Here is a 16261-nt window from a genome sequence, read left to right as displayed (position 1 = left end):
ATGTAAAAGTGTAATTTTTTTCTTAAAACCATAGTTTTTATATGGTTTTTTTCGTCTTAATCTAAGGTTTTTAGGGTGAACCGCTACTTTAAATTACTTGGAATTTCACAAATGGGAATCGGAACCATCTTGTGTTTGTTGGCGGTGTTGTATCTTTTATAAATAGTGAAAACTTCCTTTTCCCGACCCGTAAAATCGGCTGCGGTTTTACCCTTATCGTCCATGTCCATCGCCCATTCCAGTTCGGGGTACGATGCCCCTATTTGGTCTTCGTCCGTTCTGCTATCTCCCCAGAGTCCATCGGTGGGGGCTGCCTCCATGATATCTTGGTTGACACCCAGCACTCTTCCTAGTTCGTACACTTCTGTTTTGACCAGGTCGGCAATAGGGGAGAGATCTACACCGCCGTCACCATATTTAGTATAGAAGCCTACGCCAAAATCTTCAACCTTATTCCCGGTTCCCGCTACCAAATACCCTTTAAGGGCAGCAAAATAATATAAGGTTGTCATCCGGAGCCTTGCCCGGGTATTGGCAAGCGACATCATCCGTTCCTCCTCATCATCCACTTTTGGGAAAGCACCCACCAAACTGTCAAAGACGGGAGTAAGGTCAACGGGTTGTCTGGACACATTGGGAAAGTTTTCCATCAACCAATCAATATGTCGGTCCGCACGGGTTACCTGATTTTTACCTTGGTGAATCGGCATTTCCAAACACAAAAGGTCCAATCCAGTTTTGGCACATAAGGTAGAGGTGACCGCAGAATCGATACCTCCCGACACCCCAATGACAAAACCCTTGCACTTGGCATTTTCGGCATAGTCCCTTAACCAATCAACAATATGTGCGATTACCTTTTCTGTTTGCATATCTTCCTATTTAGATTCAATAATTTACCTTTGTGCCCTGTAAATTTAAACCCTGTACCCTTAAAAATGAAGCGGTTGTTGAAATACTTTAGGAATAGGATAGGTCATGGGATGCCTTTGGCTCTTATCTTGGTGCTTTGGTCCTGTGGGGAAACCGATAAAACGGAAGCTGAAATCGATAAAGTTCCCGTTGATCTCCGTATTTCAAGGTTCGACCAAGAATTTGCCGATGCCTCTGCTACGGAAATTCCCGAATTAATGGAAAAATATCCTTATCTGTTCCCAGAACAGTTTCCCGATAGCGTATGGGTGGCCAAGTTGTCCGATACCATTCAAATTGAGCTTTCCGAAGAAGTAGACAAGGCTTTTAGAGATTTTGAAGAGGAGGCTGCCGATTTGGAGTCGCTGTTCAAGCACATCAAATATTACTTTCCAGATACTGAGATACCGCATATTGTAACCTTGACTTCAGATGTGAGGTACGAGAACCGGATTATATTGACAGACACACTTTTGCTTATCGGCCTAGATAACTATTTGGGCGAAGATCATCACTTTTACGAAGGAATGCAGCGCTACATTGCTGCTTCTTTGGATAAAAAGTTTTTGGCTTCGGATGTGGCCAATGCCTTTGCCAAAAAGGTGATTTCCTATCCAAGAAACCGGACACTTCTCTCCCGCATGGTCTATTATGGTAAGGAATTGTACCTGAAGGATAAATTGATTCCATCGGCTACGGATGCCCAAAAAATCGGCTACTCGGAAGAGCAAATGGATTGGGCTACGGCCAATGAGGAGCAAATGTGGACCTACTTTGTGGAGCGGGAGCTGTTGTACAGCACCGACACAGGTTTGGACCGTAAATTTCTGGACCCAGCACCCTTCACTAAATTTGGTCTGGAGCTGGACAATGAATCCCCACCACGTTTGGGAAGGTACATGGGGTGGCAAATTGTGCGGGCCTTTATGGAAAAAACGGATACGGGTCTTCAACAATTGCTGGAAATGCCCGCGGATGAAATTTTAAAACAGTCAAATTACAAACCAAAACGATAAATGGCAGTAACACATACTTCGGAAATCACTTTAAAAGTTGGATTGGACGAGAACCGAGTTCCCGAGGAATTGAAATGGTCGGCACAGGATGGTGGCATCAACGAAGAGGAGGCCAAAGCCATGCTATTGTCCGTTTGGGACAGCAACAACCAAGAATCCCTCAAAATAGATTTATGGACCAAGGATATGCCGGTGGACGAGATGAAGGTGTTCTTTCATCAAACCTTGGTGACGATGGCCGACACCTTCTACAAAGCGACCCAAGACGAAAAAATGACGGCTACGATGAAGGATTTCTGTGATTATTTCGCGGAAAAGCTGGAATTGAAAAAATAACGTATTAGACCAAGGGTTCATCAAGGCGATTAAATTTTGCTTTTTCCGCTCCCTGAAGGTTTAATGCCGCCTCAATTCTCTGTTTGGTGGGGCGTTGCAGAAAAAGATAAAATAGTAAGAAGGCACCGATAATCAAATACAATAGATTTTGGGTGTTCCCAAAAATCACGATGCTAAAAAGTGATGCTCCTTCCAATAGTGCGTATTTGATAATGGAAGCTGTCTGGAATTTCGCCAGTTTGGACCTGAGTCCTTCATTTTGGGGTATGGAGGCCACTATTTTTTTAAAAATAAGGTCGCTAACATAAATGCTGGCGAGGGCCACTATGGGGACTATGGCCAAAAAGACATCATTGGAATCCGAAACCAAAAGTTTTGGATCATCGTTGTTGAAATAAAAAAGTGCCCCAAGTATAATGGGAGTCACGGCAATGCCCATGTGCAAAAAGGACATCAGTTTTATAAAACCGGCCGGCGTAAATTTATTGGTAGGATTTTGGGTCATGGTTAATGATATTTATGACCCTAAAATAAGCAAAAAGCCCCTAAAAAGAGGCTTTTTTTAAAGGATGGCCTAACGTCCAATTTGGTCTAGGCTCATCGGGACTTCCATAAGCAAAACCCTACTCTCGGTAATCGATGTAAAGTTAAATGCATCGGTGTCCCAAATTCCAAAACCGTCCCGTTTGTCCAATTTTTGGCCATTAATTTCCACTTCTCCTTCCAGAATAAAGGCATACACCCCATTTCCTTCCTTTTTGATTTCATACGAATCGGTGACACCTGCCTCAAATTTCCCTAGATGGAACCAAGCATCTTGGTGTACCCAAACACCATCGTCCTCTGGATTTGGGGAAAGAACCTGGTAAAAGGTGTTCTCCTTTTCAATATCCCGAATGGAAATCTGGTCGTATCGTGGTTCCACATTACGTTTGTTAGGAAAGACCCATATCTGCAAGAACTTGACCTCTTGATCATCATTCTTGTTGTACTCGCTATGCTGTATTCCAGTTCCAGCACTCATTACTTGGACATCACCTTGTTTGATGGTCTTCGTGTTTCCCATGCTGTCTTTATGTTCCAAGTCACCCTCCAAGGGAATGGAAATAATCTCCATGTTGTCGTGTGGATGGGTTCCAAAGCCCTTTCCGGGAGCTACTCGGTCATCGTTGAGCACTCGCAGCACACCAAAGTTCATACGCTCAGGATTATGGTATCCCGCAAAGCTAAAAGTGTGGTGCGAATTCAACCAGCCATGGTCGGCATGGCCTCGTGTTGCTGCTTTATGTAAAACGGATTTCATATGCTTTAAGATTTTTGTTTGATACAAAGATCCTCACAAACAAAGGATAATACCGTATAAAAATACGGGAAGGACTTATGAAAATCCGATATCAGGCACTTTGTTTGAACTTGCTGGGTGCCAAGCCCGTACAGGTTTTGAAGAAGGCGCTGAAGTTGGCTGGTTCGGAGAACCCCAATTCAAAGGCAATTTCTTTGTTGGAAAGCGTTGTGAAGTAAAGCATACGTTTGGCCGCAGTGGTCAACCGGCTTTGTATGTGCTCTTTTGCGGTTTTACCTGTCAACGATTTCACCACTCGGTTCAAGTGGTCTGGGGTAATGTTCAGGGCATCGGCATAGGCCGAAGCATGGTGCCATTCCTTATAGTTTTGGTTCACCAATCGCTTAAAATTTCGAACGAGGGAACCTCCCGATTCCATGGTCTGCACGTCCAACTGGTTGAGCGAACATAGATGATGGCATGAGATTAGTATGAGTTTGAGCAATGCCCCGATGGCGTCATAGTTATAGGCATGTCCAGAATCCATGAACTCCATCATGTCCATGGCGTAGCGGTCAATTTTTGCCATTTCTGCCTTGCTCAGTTCCAAAGGAGGGGTGCTGCCAAAATCATTAAAAAGATTGATATCCTCTATAAAATCGACCAAAATTTGGTTCATCGCCAAAAACTGGGAGGAAAACACGATGGAATAGCCTTGGGTGGGAAGCTCTTCCGTGAGTTGGTGCACTTGGCCTGGACCAATAAAATAAATCTGATTGCTGGAGAGTTCGTAGTTCTTGAAATCGATAGTGTGCCGACCCTTGCCATTTTTTACAATCAGAATGGTGTAGAAATCATGACGATGAGGTGTATCCGGTTTCCCGTCACGCTTTTTGTAAATATCCTCCATTTTGGAAATTCCAAAATCTTGGGAGCCATCCGCTCTGTTCACCTGATGATAGGTCTTTACCGTATCCATGCCTTAAAGCTAGCAAGAAAACTGTTGATTTGACAGCTTCTCGGAAAATCCAATCAGGTATTGCTGAAAAAGTCTTGATTAATACCATCGATAAAATCCAAAAGCTCTTCCCTTCCCATTCGGTTGCTCGATGAAGTGGTAAAATGTGGAGGAGCTTCTTCCCAAGCACCTTCCAACAGTTTTTGCAGATAAGCATTCACCTGTCGTTCAATCGCATTGGGCTTTAACTTGTCCGCTTTTGTAAAAATGATGGCAAAGGGAATCTGGTTGGTACCCAACCATTCCATAAATTCCAGATCCACCGGTTGTGGTTCGTGGCGTATATCGACCAGAACAAAACCGCAGACCAGTTGTTTGCGCTTTTGGAAATACTCGGTGATATATTTTTGAAAGGTCTTTTTGTCTTTTTTGGAGACACGGGCATAGCCATATCCCGGCAAGTCCACCAAAAACCAATTGTTGTTGATCTTAAAGTGGTTGATGAGCTGCGTTTTGCCCGGTCTGCCCGAGGTTTTGGCCAACGCCTTGCGCTCTACCAGCATATTGATCAGGGAAGATTTTCCCACATTGGATCTTCCTATAAACGCATATTCGGGCAACGGTTCATTGGGGCATTTGGCAACATTGGAGTTGCTCATTACAAAATCTGCCGAGGTGATTTTCATGCCTAGAAGTTACGCTTTTTCAGCCAAGCTTCCAGAATTCGGTTAAAGTCATTGGGGTGCTCCATCATAGGGGCGTGGCCACATTTTTCTATCCAAAATAGGTCGGAGTCCGGTAAAAGCTCGTGGAATTCCTTGGCCACGTTTGGCGGGGTAACCGTATCGTTCTCTCCCCAAATAATACAGGTTGGCGTGTGCATATGTGGTAAATCCTTTGCCATGTTGTGGCGGATTGCACTCTTGGCAATGGCCAACGTTTTTACCAGTTTCATCCGATCGTTTACCGTTGCAAAGACTTCGTCCACAATCTCCTTGGTAGCTACTTTTGGGTCGTAGAAAACATCCTCTGCCTTTTTCTTGATGAACTCATAGTCACCGCGCTTTGGGTAACCATCGCCCATGGCACTTTCATAGAGTCCGGAACTACCCGTAATTACCAACGCCTTGACCATTTTCGGGAACATTTTGGTATGCAAAAGCCCAATGTGTCCACCAAGTGAGTTACCTAATAGAATAACATCCTTTAGTCCTTTGTGCTCAATGAAACCCTCCAAAAAATTGGCAAAATTCTTTACCGTGGTCTTTAGAAGGGGCATGTCGTAAATAGGTAATTCGGGGATTAGAACCTTGTAGCCCTTTTGAGGGAAATATTCAGAGACGCCTTGGAAGTTGCTCAATCCTCCCATCAAACCGTGTAATATGATCATGGGAGTACCTTCTCCCTTTTCTATATAGCGGTATTTCCCGTCCTCAATTAAGTGCTCTTCCATCTATAGTCAGTTGGTACTAAGAGGGGCAAATATAGGAATTTCATATCACAAAGATTTTAGGTTTTTAACATAACCGATAGAAGTTTTTCAATTCCGGACAAAACACATTTCCCATCAATAAGAAAACTCAGCTTCCATTTGAGGGTAAGAAGATGTGCTTTTCGTCTAAAAGTGGAGAATTTATTAACAAAAGTGGTGTTTAGTGGAGAAATGTGGAAATAAAATCTATATATTTGAGTTGTATTAACTAACCAATTGATTTCTAGTGACCCATATCATCGGACAACATGATTGCAAAGCGGACTTCAAAGGAAGGGTGTTACTGCCCATTTCTTTGAAGAATCAGCTATTGCCCGTGATCAAGGATGGGTTCGTGATCAAGCGGTCGGTATTTCAGCAGTGTTTGGAGTTGTACCCAAAGGCCGAGTTTGATGTGTTGATGCAGAAGGTGATGAAGAAAAGCAAAATCAACCGAAAGTACGATGCTTTTGTGAGAAATTTTGTGGCAGGCATGAAGGAGGTCAGTATAGATGGCGATTCCGGACGACTACAAATTCCAAAGAACCTCGTTGATTTTGCCGCGATAGATAAGGAAGTGGTGCTGAATGCGGTTTTTGATAAAATCGAGATTTGGAACAAGGATATGTACGAAAAAGTCTTGGCGGAAGGAGAGAAGGATTATGCCGACCTGGCCGAGGAGATTTTTGACGACGATGAATAGTGCATACCACAATCCGGTGCTGTTGCATGAGTCGGTTGACGGATTGAACATAAAAAAAGATGGAGTGTATGTGGATGTCACTTTTGGTGGCGGAGGGCACTCCAAAGAAATTTTGAAAAGATTGGGCGATGGCGGAAAATTGTTCGCCTTTGATCAAGATGAAGACGCTTTGCAGAATGCATTGGAAGATGACCGGTTTCAATTGATCAATCAGAACTTTCGCTACCTCAAACAGTTTTTAAAGTTCTATGGCATTCGGAAAGTTGATGGAATCTTGGCAGATTTTGGCGTTTCATCCCATCAGTTCGATGAGGCCGAACGTGGTTTTTCCATCCGTTTTAATGCGGATTTGGATATGCGGATGGACAAAAGCAGTGAACTATCGGCCTATCAGGTGGTGAACACCTATTCCCAAGAAGATTTAGCATCGGTTCTTTTTCAATATGGCGAGTTGCGAAATGCCAACGCCATGGCCAAGACCATAGTTGAGGCTAGGTCGGAAGAGCCCATCAAAACTACGGATGACCTTAAAAAGGTGTTGAACAAGTTTTTGCCCAAAATGAAAGAGAATAAAATTTTGGCGCAGATCTATCAGGCCATTCGGATTGAGGTCAACCAAGAGATTGAGGTGCTCAAGGAATTTTTTGAGCAGGTGCCTGCGGTGTTGAAGGAAGGTGGGAGATTGAGCGTCATCAGCTATCACTCTTTGGAGGATAGATTGGCCAAACGATTCATCCGGGCAGGAAGATTCGATGGTGAGCCGGAAAAGGATTTTTATGGAAACATTGATGTGCCCTTAAAAAAAGTCGGAGGATTGATTACGCCATCAGCAGAAGAAATAGCCCAAAATAATAGGGCGCGAAGTGCAAAGCTTCGGATTGCGGAGCGCATATAGCTAGATTCCCGCCTACGTGGGAACGATAAAACGAATATGAAATGAGAAAAGGATTACTGGACATACTGAAAGGAAAGTTTTTGGTGAGCGGGGATGCTCCCAAGAACTGGATGTTCCTATTGTTTGCCTCTTTCTTGGCGGCACTGATGATTTCCAGTAGTCACAATGCCGATAAAAAAGTGCTGGAGATTGCCGAGTTGAACGAAGAGGTGAGAAAACTCAAAAGTGAGTTTTTCGAGGCCCGTTCCAGCGTGCAACAATTGAAACTCGAATCGACCTTGCGGGAAGTGGTGGCCGAAAAAGGATTGGCGCCATCACAAAACCCACCCAAAAAAATCAAAGTTAAATCAGCGGAATAGTGGCCATTACGGAAAAAAATATCATGAACAGACTGTACCTCGTAGCCGGGGGACTTCTTGTTTTGGCCATTGCCGTAGTGGTAAAGTTGGTGGATATTCAAATGGTGCAAGGCGAAAAGTACAAGGAGCTCGCCCTGAGCAAGACCGAAAAGATGTTCACCATTGAGCCCAATCGCGGAAACCTTTATTCGGAAGATGGTAGTTTGCTGGCCGCATCGGTTCCCAAATATGAGATTCGATTTGATGCCCAGACGGTCTCCCAAGAAAATTTCGAGAACTACGTGGGGGCGCTTTCCGATTCGTTGGGCAATATGTTCAATAGGCCTTCCTCTTATTATCGTCAGTTGTTCCGTAAAGCACGTGCCAATGGCAACCGCTACAAATTAGTGGCCCGAAACATTGGCTATTTGGATTATGTGCGCATCAAACAGTTTCCTTTGTTCAACTTGGGTCCATACAAGGGTGGTTTTATTGAGACCCATCGTGTGGTACGTGAATATCCGTTGGGGAAAATGGCTGCCAGGAGTATCGGCTACGAGCGCGTAGATGAAAATGGGTACTATACCCGAGTTGGGTTGGACGGTGCCTTTGGGGAAACCTATTTGAGGGGCAAAGAAGGGAAGCGATTGAAGCAAAAAATAGCCAAGGGACAATGGAAGCCCGTAGGTCTGGACAATATAGTGGAGCCCAAGGATGGGCTCGATGTGGTGTCTACGATCGACATCAACATACAGGATATTGCCCACCACGAATTGCTAAAACAGCTAGAAAAGTATAAGGCCGACCACGGTTGTGTGGTGGTCATGGAAACGGAGACGGGTGAAATCAAGGCGATTTCCAACTTGGGACGTACTTCCGAAGGAAAATATTATGAAAAATTGAACTATGCCGTCGGGGAATCCCACGAGCCCGGTTCTACCTTTAAATTGATGTCCATGGTGGCCGCCTTGGAAGATAAGGTGGTCGATACGAGTACCGTAATTGATACGGAAAAGGGACGCTACCGTATTTATGATGGTGTAGTAAAGGATTCCAAATGGGGCGGATACGGAAAGATTTCTGTAGCAGAGGCCTTTGCTGTTTCTTCCAACACGGCTTTTGCCAAAATCATTCATGAAAATTACAAGGAGCAGCCCGAAAAATTCGTCAACCGCTTGATGAACATGGGCCTTCATAAAAAATTAGATCTTCCCATCATAGGCGAGGGCGACCCCGTCATTCGATATCCTGGAGATAAAGGATGGTCCGGAATCTCCTTAGGATGGATGTCGCATGGGTACGAGGTATCCCTTACTCCCATTCAGACCTTGGCCTTTTACAATGCCATTGCCAACGATGGTGCATATGTAAAGCCCCGATTGATACAGGAAGTACGGGAGGGAAACAAGGTGGTCAAGCGATTTGACCGAGAGGTGCTCAATCCCTCTATCTGTTCCAAGGAAACCGTAAAAAAAGCGCAACAACTTTTAAAGGATGTAGTGGAAAAGGATTATGGTACAGGCCATAAGCTATACTCCAAAAACTTTTCCATGGCTGGCAAAACCGGTACTACGCAAAAGAATTATGTGGAGAAGAACCCGGACAAGTTGGCCTACATCTCCTCCTTTGCCGGATATTTTCCTGCAGACAACCCTAAGTATTCCTGTATCGTGGTAATCCATGAGCCGGATAAGGAAGAGGGCTACTACGGAGCCGATGTATCGGGCCCCGTATTCAAGTCCATGGCACAAAAGATCCATGCCATTTCCCCCATGGTCGATGAGGTGGACAGCAAACTGATAGAGGACAAAAAGCTGGATGAAGCCTACAAACAATACTTTGCCCAAGTGCAGAAAAAGCACAGTACAGTCCCCAATCTTCGAGGAATGAGCGGAATGGATGCCGTTTCACTTTTGGAAAATTTGGGAATAGAAGTGGAGGTGCACGGTAATGGAAAGGTTAAAAATCAATCAGTGAATCAAGGGACCAGCATCAAACAGGTCAAAAAAATAGTATTGGAGCTTTCATGAAGTTATTGAAGGACATATTATATGGAGTAAGTCTCTCTGCAGTGAGCGGGGATACCAATGTGATGGTGAACGATGTGCATTTTGATTCCCGAAAGGTGGAGATGGATGATGTGTTCGTGGCCATACGTGGTACTGTGGCCGATGGTCATGACTTTATCCAAAAAGCCGTAGACTCAGGGGCTAGGGCCATCGTTTGTGAGGAACTGCCCGAGCTCATGGTGAACGGCGTCACCTATTTGCAGGTAGACAATTGCAACAGTGCCCTGGCCGTAATCGCTTCCAATTTTTACGGTAACCCATCCAAGAACCTGAAACTGGTCGGGGTAACAGGTACCAATGGAAAGACAACAGTGACCACACTCTTGTACAATTTGTTCAAGAAAGCTGGATTCAAGGTGGGATTGATCTCCACCATCAAAGTGTTGGTGGATGACAAGGAATACAAGGCTACCCACACCACTCCCGATGTGCTCACCATCAACAACTATCTATCCAAAATGAACGAGGTTGGAGTGGAGTTCTGTTTTATGGAAGTGAGCTCTCATGGAATCCATCAAAAAAGGGCCGAAGGATTGCATTTTGAAGGGGCCATTTTTACCAATTTGTCCCACGATCATTTGGATTACCATAAAACCTTTGCCGAGTATAGGGACACCAAGAAAAAGTTGTTCGATGGACTGTCCAAAAAGGCATTTGCCTTGGTCAATATCGATGATAAAAATGGTTTGGTGATGCTACAGAACACCAAGGCCAAAAAATATACCTACGCATTAAAATCCTTTGCCGATTACAGGGCCCAAATTTTGGAAAAGCAATTCAATGGTCAGTTGTTAAAGGTTGATGACAATGAGTTGTGGACCAAGTTGATAGGGGATTTCAATGCGTACAATTTACTGGCCATTTATGCCACTGCGGATATTTTGGGACTCGAAAAAATGGAGATCCTGAGATTGATGAGCGAGTTGGAGAATGTGGATGGCAGGTTTCAATATTACATATCAAAAGATAAAATAACGGCTATTGTTGATTATGCCCATACGCCGGATGCACTAAAAAATGTGTTGATAACCATCAATGCATTGAGGACTGGAAATGAAAACGTCATCACCGTAGTGGGGTGTGGTGGTGACCGTGACAAGTCTAAGCGTCCGGTTATGGGTCATATCGCATCAGAAATGAGCAATCACGCCATATTTACTTCGGACAACCCTCGGACCGAATCGCCCACAACCATCATCGAAGAGATGGAGGCGGGAGTGGAGGCCCAGAACGCTCGAAAAGTATTGTCCATTGAAAATAGAAGACAAGCGATAAAGACTGCCTGCAAATTGGCGGTGCCCAACGATATTATCCTAGTGGCGGGAAAAGGCCACGAAACCTATCAAGAGACCAATGGCGTCCGTGTAGAGTTTGACGATTTCAAAGAAGTAAAAGAAGCGCTGGAAAGCCTAAAAAAGTAATGTAGTCCATGCTATACTATTTGTTCGAATATCTAGAGAAACAATACCAGCTTCCCGGAGCGGGACTTTTTCAGTTCCTCACCTTCAGGGCGGCCATGTCCGTGTTGTTGTCCCTGTTGATAGCGATGGTCTACGGAAAGCGAATCATTGTTTTCCTTCAGAAAAAACAAATAGGCGAAAGCATTCGCGACCTTGGCTTGGAAGGGCAGCAACAAAAAGCGGGAACCCCTACCATGGGTGGGTTGATCATCATCATCTCGACCCTATTGCCCGTAATTCTTTTTGCTGATATTAAAAATATTTATGTCATCCTTTTGATCGTAACCACCATTTGGATGGGCATCATCGGGTTTATCGACGACTATATCAAAATCTTTAAAAAGGACAAACAGGGGCTGAAAGGAAGGTTTAAAGTGATGGGCCAAGTAGGTTTGGGACTGATTGTTGGGCTGACCCTCTATTTCCACCCAGAGGTAACCATCAAAGAGAAGGACACCACCACCATAACCAAGAGTTTTCAAGTAGAGCAGGTTTTTGGTAAGGAGACCAAAACACTCCGGACCAATGTCCCATTTTTCAAGAACAATGAGCTCGATTATGCCGATTTCATTTCATGGATGGGTGAAGGAGCGGAAGACTATGCGTGGCTCATTTTTATTCCCGTTGTGATTTTGATCGTGACAGCCGTATCCAACGGTGCAAATTTGACCGATGGCATCGACGGACTGGCAGCAGGTTCATCGGCAATTATAGTATTGACCCTTGGGATTTTTGCCTGGATATCTGGAAACATACTGTTCTCGGGCTATCTCGATATTTTCTACATCCCTCGCGTGGGGGAATTAGTGGTGTTCATTGCCGCCTTCGCTGGTGCCTTGGTGGGCTTTTTATGGTACAACACCTTTCCCGCACAAGTATTTATGGGAGATACGGGCAGCTTGACCATCGGGGGCGTCATTGCCGTAATCGCCATTATTGTTAGAAAGGAACTATTGATTCCCATTTTATGCGGAATCTTCTTTGCTGAGTCCTTATCCGTAATGCTACAGGTGGGGTATTTCAAACATACCAAGAAGAAGTACGGAGAAGGTAAGCGCATATTCTTGATGGCGCCATTGCACCATCATTATCAGAAAAAATCCTATCACGAGAGTAAAATAGTGACCCGTTTTTGGATTATCGGAATCATGCTGGCCATCATCAGTATCGTTACCCTTAAAATTCGATAACCATGGGTCGTTTGGTGATACTCGGAGGAGGAGAAAGTGGCGTTGGAACTGCCATTTTGGGAAAGCAAAAAGGATTTGAGGTCTTTGTTTCGGACAAAGGCGAAATCCAAGAAAAATATAAAGAAGTTCTTGAACATTTTGAGATTGAATGGGAATCTGGTGAGCATACCGAAGCCAAAATTTTAAATGCTGACCTGGTGATGAAAAGTCCAGGTATTCCTGATTCGGTGCCATTGGTAAAAGCCCTGGTCGAAAAAGGGGTGCCCGTGATTTCGGAAATTGAATTTGCATCGAAATATACGGATGCCTCTTTGATTGGAATCACAGGAAGTAACGGAAAAACCACCACTACCATGCTTACCTATCACCTTCTAAAAAATGGGGGGCTAAATGTGGGTATGGCAGGGAACATCGGTGACAGTTACGCCAAAATGGTGGCTGAAAAGGACTTTGACCACTATGTGTTGGAGATAAGCAGTTTTCAGTTGGACGGTATTGTAGATTTTAAACCGCATATCGCCATGATCACCAATATCACGCCCGACCATTTGGACCGATATGAGTACAAATTTGAGAACTATATCGCATCCAAATGTAGGATAGCCATGAATCAAGATGCCAACGATTACTTGATTTATGACGCAGATGATGAAGTGATTCGGGAAGCATTGAAAAAGCACCCTATTCAATCCAAATTGGTGCCCTTTTCGGTAAAACGGAAATTGGAAGAGGGAGCTTGGTTGGAAGACAAAACGATAAAAATAAAATTAGAACATAAAACCTTGGAAATGAGTGAAGATATTTTGGCCTTGGAAGGTCAGCACAACGTAAAAAACACTATGGCCGCAAGTATGGCTGCCATGTTGGTGAAGGTCAGAAAAGAGGCCATTCGCGACAGTATTCAATCGTTTCAGGGCGTACCCCATAGATTGGAAAAGGTGTTGAAGATCAATCATGTGGAATACATCAACGATTCAAAAGCCACTAACGTAAACGCTACGTATTATGCTTTGGACGGGATTAAAAAACCCATTGTTTGGATTGTGGGCGGAGTTGATAAAGGAAATGACTATGCGGAATTGATGCCTTTGGTGCGAGAAAAAGTTAAGGCCATTGTTTGCTTGGGTGCCGACAATTCCAAATTGATTGATGCTTTTGGGAATGTGATAGACCTCATGGTTGAGACCTATTCCATGCAAGAAGCCGTGAAAGTGGCCTATAAGATAGCGGAACGAGGGGATGCCGTATTGCTCTCGCCGGCATGTGCCAGTTTTGACCTGTTCAAAAACTATGAGGATAGGGGAGACCAATTTAAAAACGCCGTAAAAAATTTGTAGAACGTGTTCGCAATTTTCAAAAATCTGAAAGGTGATAAAGCCATTTGGGGCGTAGTGGCCCTCTTGGCACTTTTCTCATTTTTGCCCGTGTACAGCGCCAGTACCAATTTGGTCTATGTAAACGGGGATGGGACCACTTTTGGCCATTTGGTCAAGCATGCGGTGCTCCTGTTTTTGGGCTTCGGAATCATCTACGCCGTGCACAGGATACCTACGCATTATTTCAAAGGGCTGTCCATCATTGCCATGCCCATTGTCATCCTGTTGTTGATTTACACCTTAACTGTGGAAACCCGAATAGGTGGGGTAACGGCCAACCGATGGATCAAGATTCCTTTGGTTGGGGTCAATTTTCAGACTTCCACTTTGGCATCGGTAGTGTTGATGATTTGGATTGCGAGATATCTAACAAAAATCAAGGATGTCAAGATTACTTTTAAAGAAAGTATTTTGCCGCTTTGGCTCCCAGTTGCCTTGGTGGTGCTATTGATTCTTCCCGAAAACTTTTCAACCGCAGCCATCATTAGCCTAATGGTATTGGTGCTATGCTTTCTGGGAGGATACCCCCTAAAATATTTGCTTGCCATGGTGGCTACTGGAATCGTATTCGCAGGAATGTTCCTGTTTGTGCTGTTCAAGGCGCCAGAGGTATTGCCACAACGTGCTGGAACTTGGAAATCAAGGATTGAAACCTTTATCCATCCCGAGCAAGCGGATAAGGATGATCTGCACCAGTTGACCTTGGCCCAGATTGCTGTGGCCGAAGGTGGCGTAGTGGGCAAAGGAGCAGGAAAAAGCGTGATGAAGAACATGTTGTCCCAAAGTACATCGGATTTCATTTTTGCCATCATCATTGAAGAATATGGCTTATTGGGCGGGGGAGCTTTGCTTTTCTTTTATCTCTTATTGCTGTTTCGTATTGTGGTTGTGGCGCATTCGTCCAAAACGGTTTTTTCAAAATTGTTGGTGATAGGCGTAGGCTTGCCCATCGTGTTTCAGGCATTTATCAATATGGCGGTGGTGGTACAATTATTCCCGGTTACGGGTCAGCCGTTACCGTTGATCAGTATGGGCGGAACATCCATTTGGATGACCTGCATGGCCATTGGAATTGTATTGAGTGCCAGTAACAAAAAGGAAAATCTAGAGGAGCAATCCCATGGAATAGATGAAACAAACCCTTTAGAAGTATTAAGTGGACAGATATAGGTTTATACTTTCTGGAGGAGGAACGGGCGGACATATTTATCCGGCTGTGGCCATCGCAAACGAGTTGAAGCGGAGATATCCCGATGCTAAATTCTTGTTTGTTGGAGCCAAGGATAAAATGGAAATGGAAAAAGTACCGCAAGCTGGGTATGAAATCAAAGGCTTGTGGATAAGTGGATTACAACGGAAACTGACATTGAAGAATCTCATGTTTCCCTTTAAAGTGATAAGTAGTTTGTTGGAAGCACGCAACATTATTAAACAATTTAAACCCCATGTGGCCATTGGCACGGGTGGCTTTGCCAGCGGACCTTTGCTGCGAATGGCCCAAAGGGCTGGTGTTCCCTGCGTGTTGCAGGAACAAAATTCCTTTGCGGGCATCACCAACAAATTGTTGGCGGCAAGGGCTGAGAAGATTTGCGTGGCCTATGATGGGATGGAGCGATTTTTTCCAAAAGAAAAGATTGTGAAAACTGGAAATCCTATCCGCACGGATTTGGTTGCTGTCTCGAAAAATAAAGAAGAAGCACTTGATTTTTTTGGACTGAAAGGAGATAAAAAAACGGTATTGGTATTGGGTGGGAGCCTTGGAGCCCGCAGAATCAACCAATTGATAGAAAAGGAGGTCGATTTTTTTGCAAAGCAAAACCTCCGAGTGCTCTGGCAATGCGGCAAACTGTATTACGAAGCCTATAAAACGCATGATTCGGATACAGTAAAAGTTATGGCCTTTGTCAATCGAATGGATTTGGCCTACGCCGCTGCCGATGTAATCATCTCAAGAGCCGGTGCCGGTTCGGTTTCGGAACTCTGTTTGGTGGGCAAACCGGTGATTTTTATACCATCGCCCAATGTGGCAGAGGACCATCAAACACAAAACGCAAAGGCCTTGGTGTCCAAAGACGCCGCCATCATGCTTAAGGAGGATGAATTGGATGCCGAATTTGAAACCAATTTTTCAAACCTAATGGGCTCCGAAGCCCTCCAGGAAAAATTGGGAAAGAACATTAGAAAAATGGCTATGCCCAAGGCTACGGAACATATTGTGGATGAAATTGAAAAATTATTAAAGAAATAATGCAGGG

General features: G+C 44.3%; 17 protein-coding genes. 11 read left to right on the top strand and 6 right to left on the bottom strand.

From position 1 onward, the window contains the following. Window positions 1–83 precede the first annotated feature (83 nt). Window positions 84–872 carry an NAD(+) synthase gene (gene nadE / locus GGE08_RS12480; protein ID WP_179385220.1) on the bottom strand — a complete coding sequence of 263 codons (789 nt, stop codon included), beginning with the start codon at window positions 870–872 and terminating at the stop codon, window positions 84–86. Window positions 873–938: 66 nt separating this feature from the next. Between nadE and gldB the strand changes: the two genes are divergently transcribed. Together gldB and gldC are read left to right on the top strand one after the other, a co-directional pair. Continuing rightward, on the top strand, window positions 939–1928 hold the full coding sequence (gldB, locus tag GGE08_RS12475) for a gliding motility lipoprotein GldB (protein ID WP_179385219.1): 990 nt from the start codon (window positions 939–941) through the stop codon (window positions 1926–1928). Next, the gene (gene gldC, locus GGE08_RS12470; protein WP_179385218.1) at window positions 1929–2264 is read left to right on the top strand and encodes a gliding motility protein GldC; all 336 of its coding nucleotides are present in this window, start codon (window positions 1929–1931) and stop codon (window positions 2262–2264) included. 4 nt (window positions 2265–2268) lie between these two features. Here the strand turns inward: gldC and GGE08_RS12465 are convergent, their stop codons facing one another. From GGE08_RS12465 to GGE08_RS12445, 5 genes are all read right to left on the bottom strand, one after another. Continuing rightward, window positions 2269–2769, bottom strand: a complete 501-nt coding sequence (locus tag GGE08_RS12465) for a hypothetical protein (protein ID WP_179385217.1) — start codon at window positions 2767–2769, stop codon at window positions 2269–2271. Between the two features lie 69 nt (window positions 2770–2838). After that, the gene (locus GGE08_RS12460) at window positions 2839–3567 is read right to left on the bottom strand and encodes a pirin family protein (RefSeq protein ID WP_179385216.1); all 729 of its coding nucleotides are present in this window, start codon (window positions 3565–3567) and stop codon (window positions 2839–2841) included. Between the two features lie 91 nt (window positions 3568–3658). Then, window positions 3659–4525, bottom strand: coding sequence for a helix-turn-helix domain-containing protein (locus GGE08_RS12455; RefSeq protein ID WP_179385215.1), 867 nt, complete (start codon window positions 4523–4525; stop codon window positions 3659–3661). A gap of 53 nt (window positions 4526–4578) precedes the next feature. Further along, window positions 4579–5190, bottom strand: a complete 612-nt coding sequence (gene yihA / locus GGE08_RS12450; protein ID WP_179385214.1) for a ribosome biogenesis GTP-binding protein YihA/YsxC — start codon at window positions 5188–5190, stop codon at window positions 4579–4581. Between the two features lie 2 nt (window positions 5191–5192). Further along, window positions 5193–5957, bottom strand: coding sequence for an alpha/beta fold hydrolase (locus GGE08_RS12445; RefSeq protein WP_179385213.1), 765 nt, complete (start codon window positions 5955–5957; stop codon window positions 5193–5195). A gap of 265 nt (window positions 5958–6222) precedes the next feature. Here GGE08_RS12445 and GGE08_RS16230 point away from each other — a divergent pair, with 265 nt between their 5' ends. The 9 genes from GGE08_RS16230 to murG are packed head-to-tail and all read left to right on the top strand — an operon-like array spanning window position 6223 to window position 16254. After that, entirely contained in the window at window positions 6223–6678 is a 456-nt protein-coding gene (locus GGE08_RS16230) for a division/cell wall cluster transcriptional repressor MraZ (RefSeq protein WP_179385212.1), read from the top strand. After that, on the top strand, window positions 6671–7573 hold the full coding sequence (gene rsmH, locus GGE08_RS12435; RefSeq protein ID WP_179385211.1) for a 16S rRNA (cytosine(1402)-N(4))-methyltransferase RsmH: 903 nt from the start codon (window positions 6671–6673) through the stop codon (window positions 7571–7573). Before GGE08_RS16230 ends, rsmH begins: the two co-directional genes overlap by 8 nt. Window positions 7574–7614: 41 nt before the next feature. Continuing rightward, window positions 7615–7932 carry an FtsL-like putative cell division protein gene (locus tag GGE08_RS12430; RefSeq protein WP_179385210.1) on the top strand — a complete coding sequence of 106 codons (318 nt, stop codon included), beginning with the start codon at window positions 7615–7617 and terminating at the stop codon, window positions 7930–7932. Then, entirely contained in the window at window positions 7932–9941 is a 2010-nt protein-coding gene (locus GGE08_RS12425) for a penicillin-binding protein (RefSeq protein WP_179385209.1), read from the top strand. Before GGE08_RS12430 ends, GGE08_RS12425 begins: the two co-directional genes overlap by 1 nt. Further along, on the top strand, window positions 9938–11401 hold the full coding sequence (locus GGE08_RS12420; protein ID WP_179385208.1) for a UDP-N-acetylmuramoyl-L-alanyl-D-glutamate--2,6-diaminopimelate ligase: 1464 nt from the start codon (window positions 9938–9940) through the stop codon (window positions 11399–11401). Before GGE08_RS12425 ends, GGE08_RS12420 begins: the two co-directional genes overlap by 4 nt. Window positions 11402–11409: 8 nt before the next feature. Further along, window positions 11410–12630, top strand: coding sequence for a phospho-N-acetylmuramoyl-pentapeptide-transferase (gene mraY, locus GGE08_RS12415; protein WP_179385207.1), 1221 nt, complete (start codon window positions 11410–11412; stop codon window positions 12628–12630). Between the two features lie 2 nt (window positions 12631–12632). Next, window positions 12633–13967, top strand: coding sequence for a UDP-N-acetylmuramoyl-L-alanine--D-glutamate ligase (murD, locus tag GGE08_RS12410; protein WP_179385206.1), 1335 nt, complete (start codon window positions 12633–12635; stop codon window positions 13965–13967). Between the two features lie 3 nt (window positions 13968–13970). Continuing rightward, the gene (locus GGE08_RS12405) at window positions 13971–15176 is read left to right on the top strand and encodes an FtsW/RodA/SpoVE family cell cycle protein (protein WP_179385205.1); all 1206 of its coding nucleotides are present in this window, start codon (window positions 13971–13973) and stop codon (window positions 15174–15176) included. Then, window positions 15163–16254, top strand: a complete 1092-nt coding sequence (murG, locus tag GGE08_RS12400) for an undecaprenyldiphospho-muramoylpentapeptide beta-N-acetylglucosaminyltransferase (RefSeq protein ID WP_179385204.1) — start codon at window positions 15163–15165, stop codon at window positions 16252–16254. Before GGE08_RS12405 ends, murG begins: the two co-directional genes overlap by 14 nt. Window positions 16255–16261: the final 7 nt, after the last annotated feature.

The organism is Allomuricauda sp. ARW1Y1, from assembly GCF_013407935.1.
Lineage (GTDB): Bacteria > Bacteroidota > Bacteroidia > Flavobacteriales > Flavobacteriaceae > Flagellimonas.
Note: the sequence above shows the minus strand (reverse complement) of the source record. Positions and strands in the feature narration are given on the sequence as shown.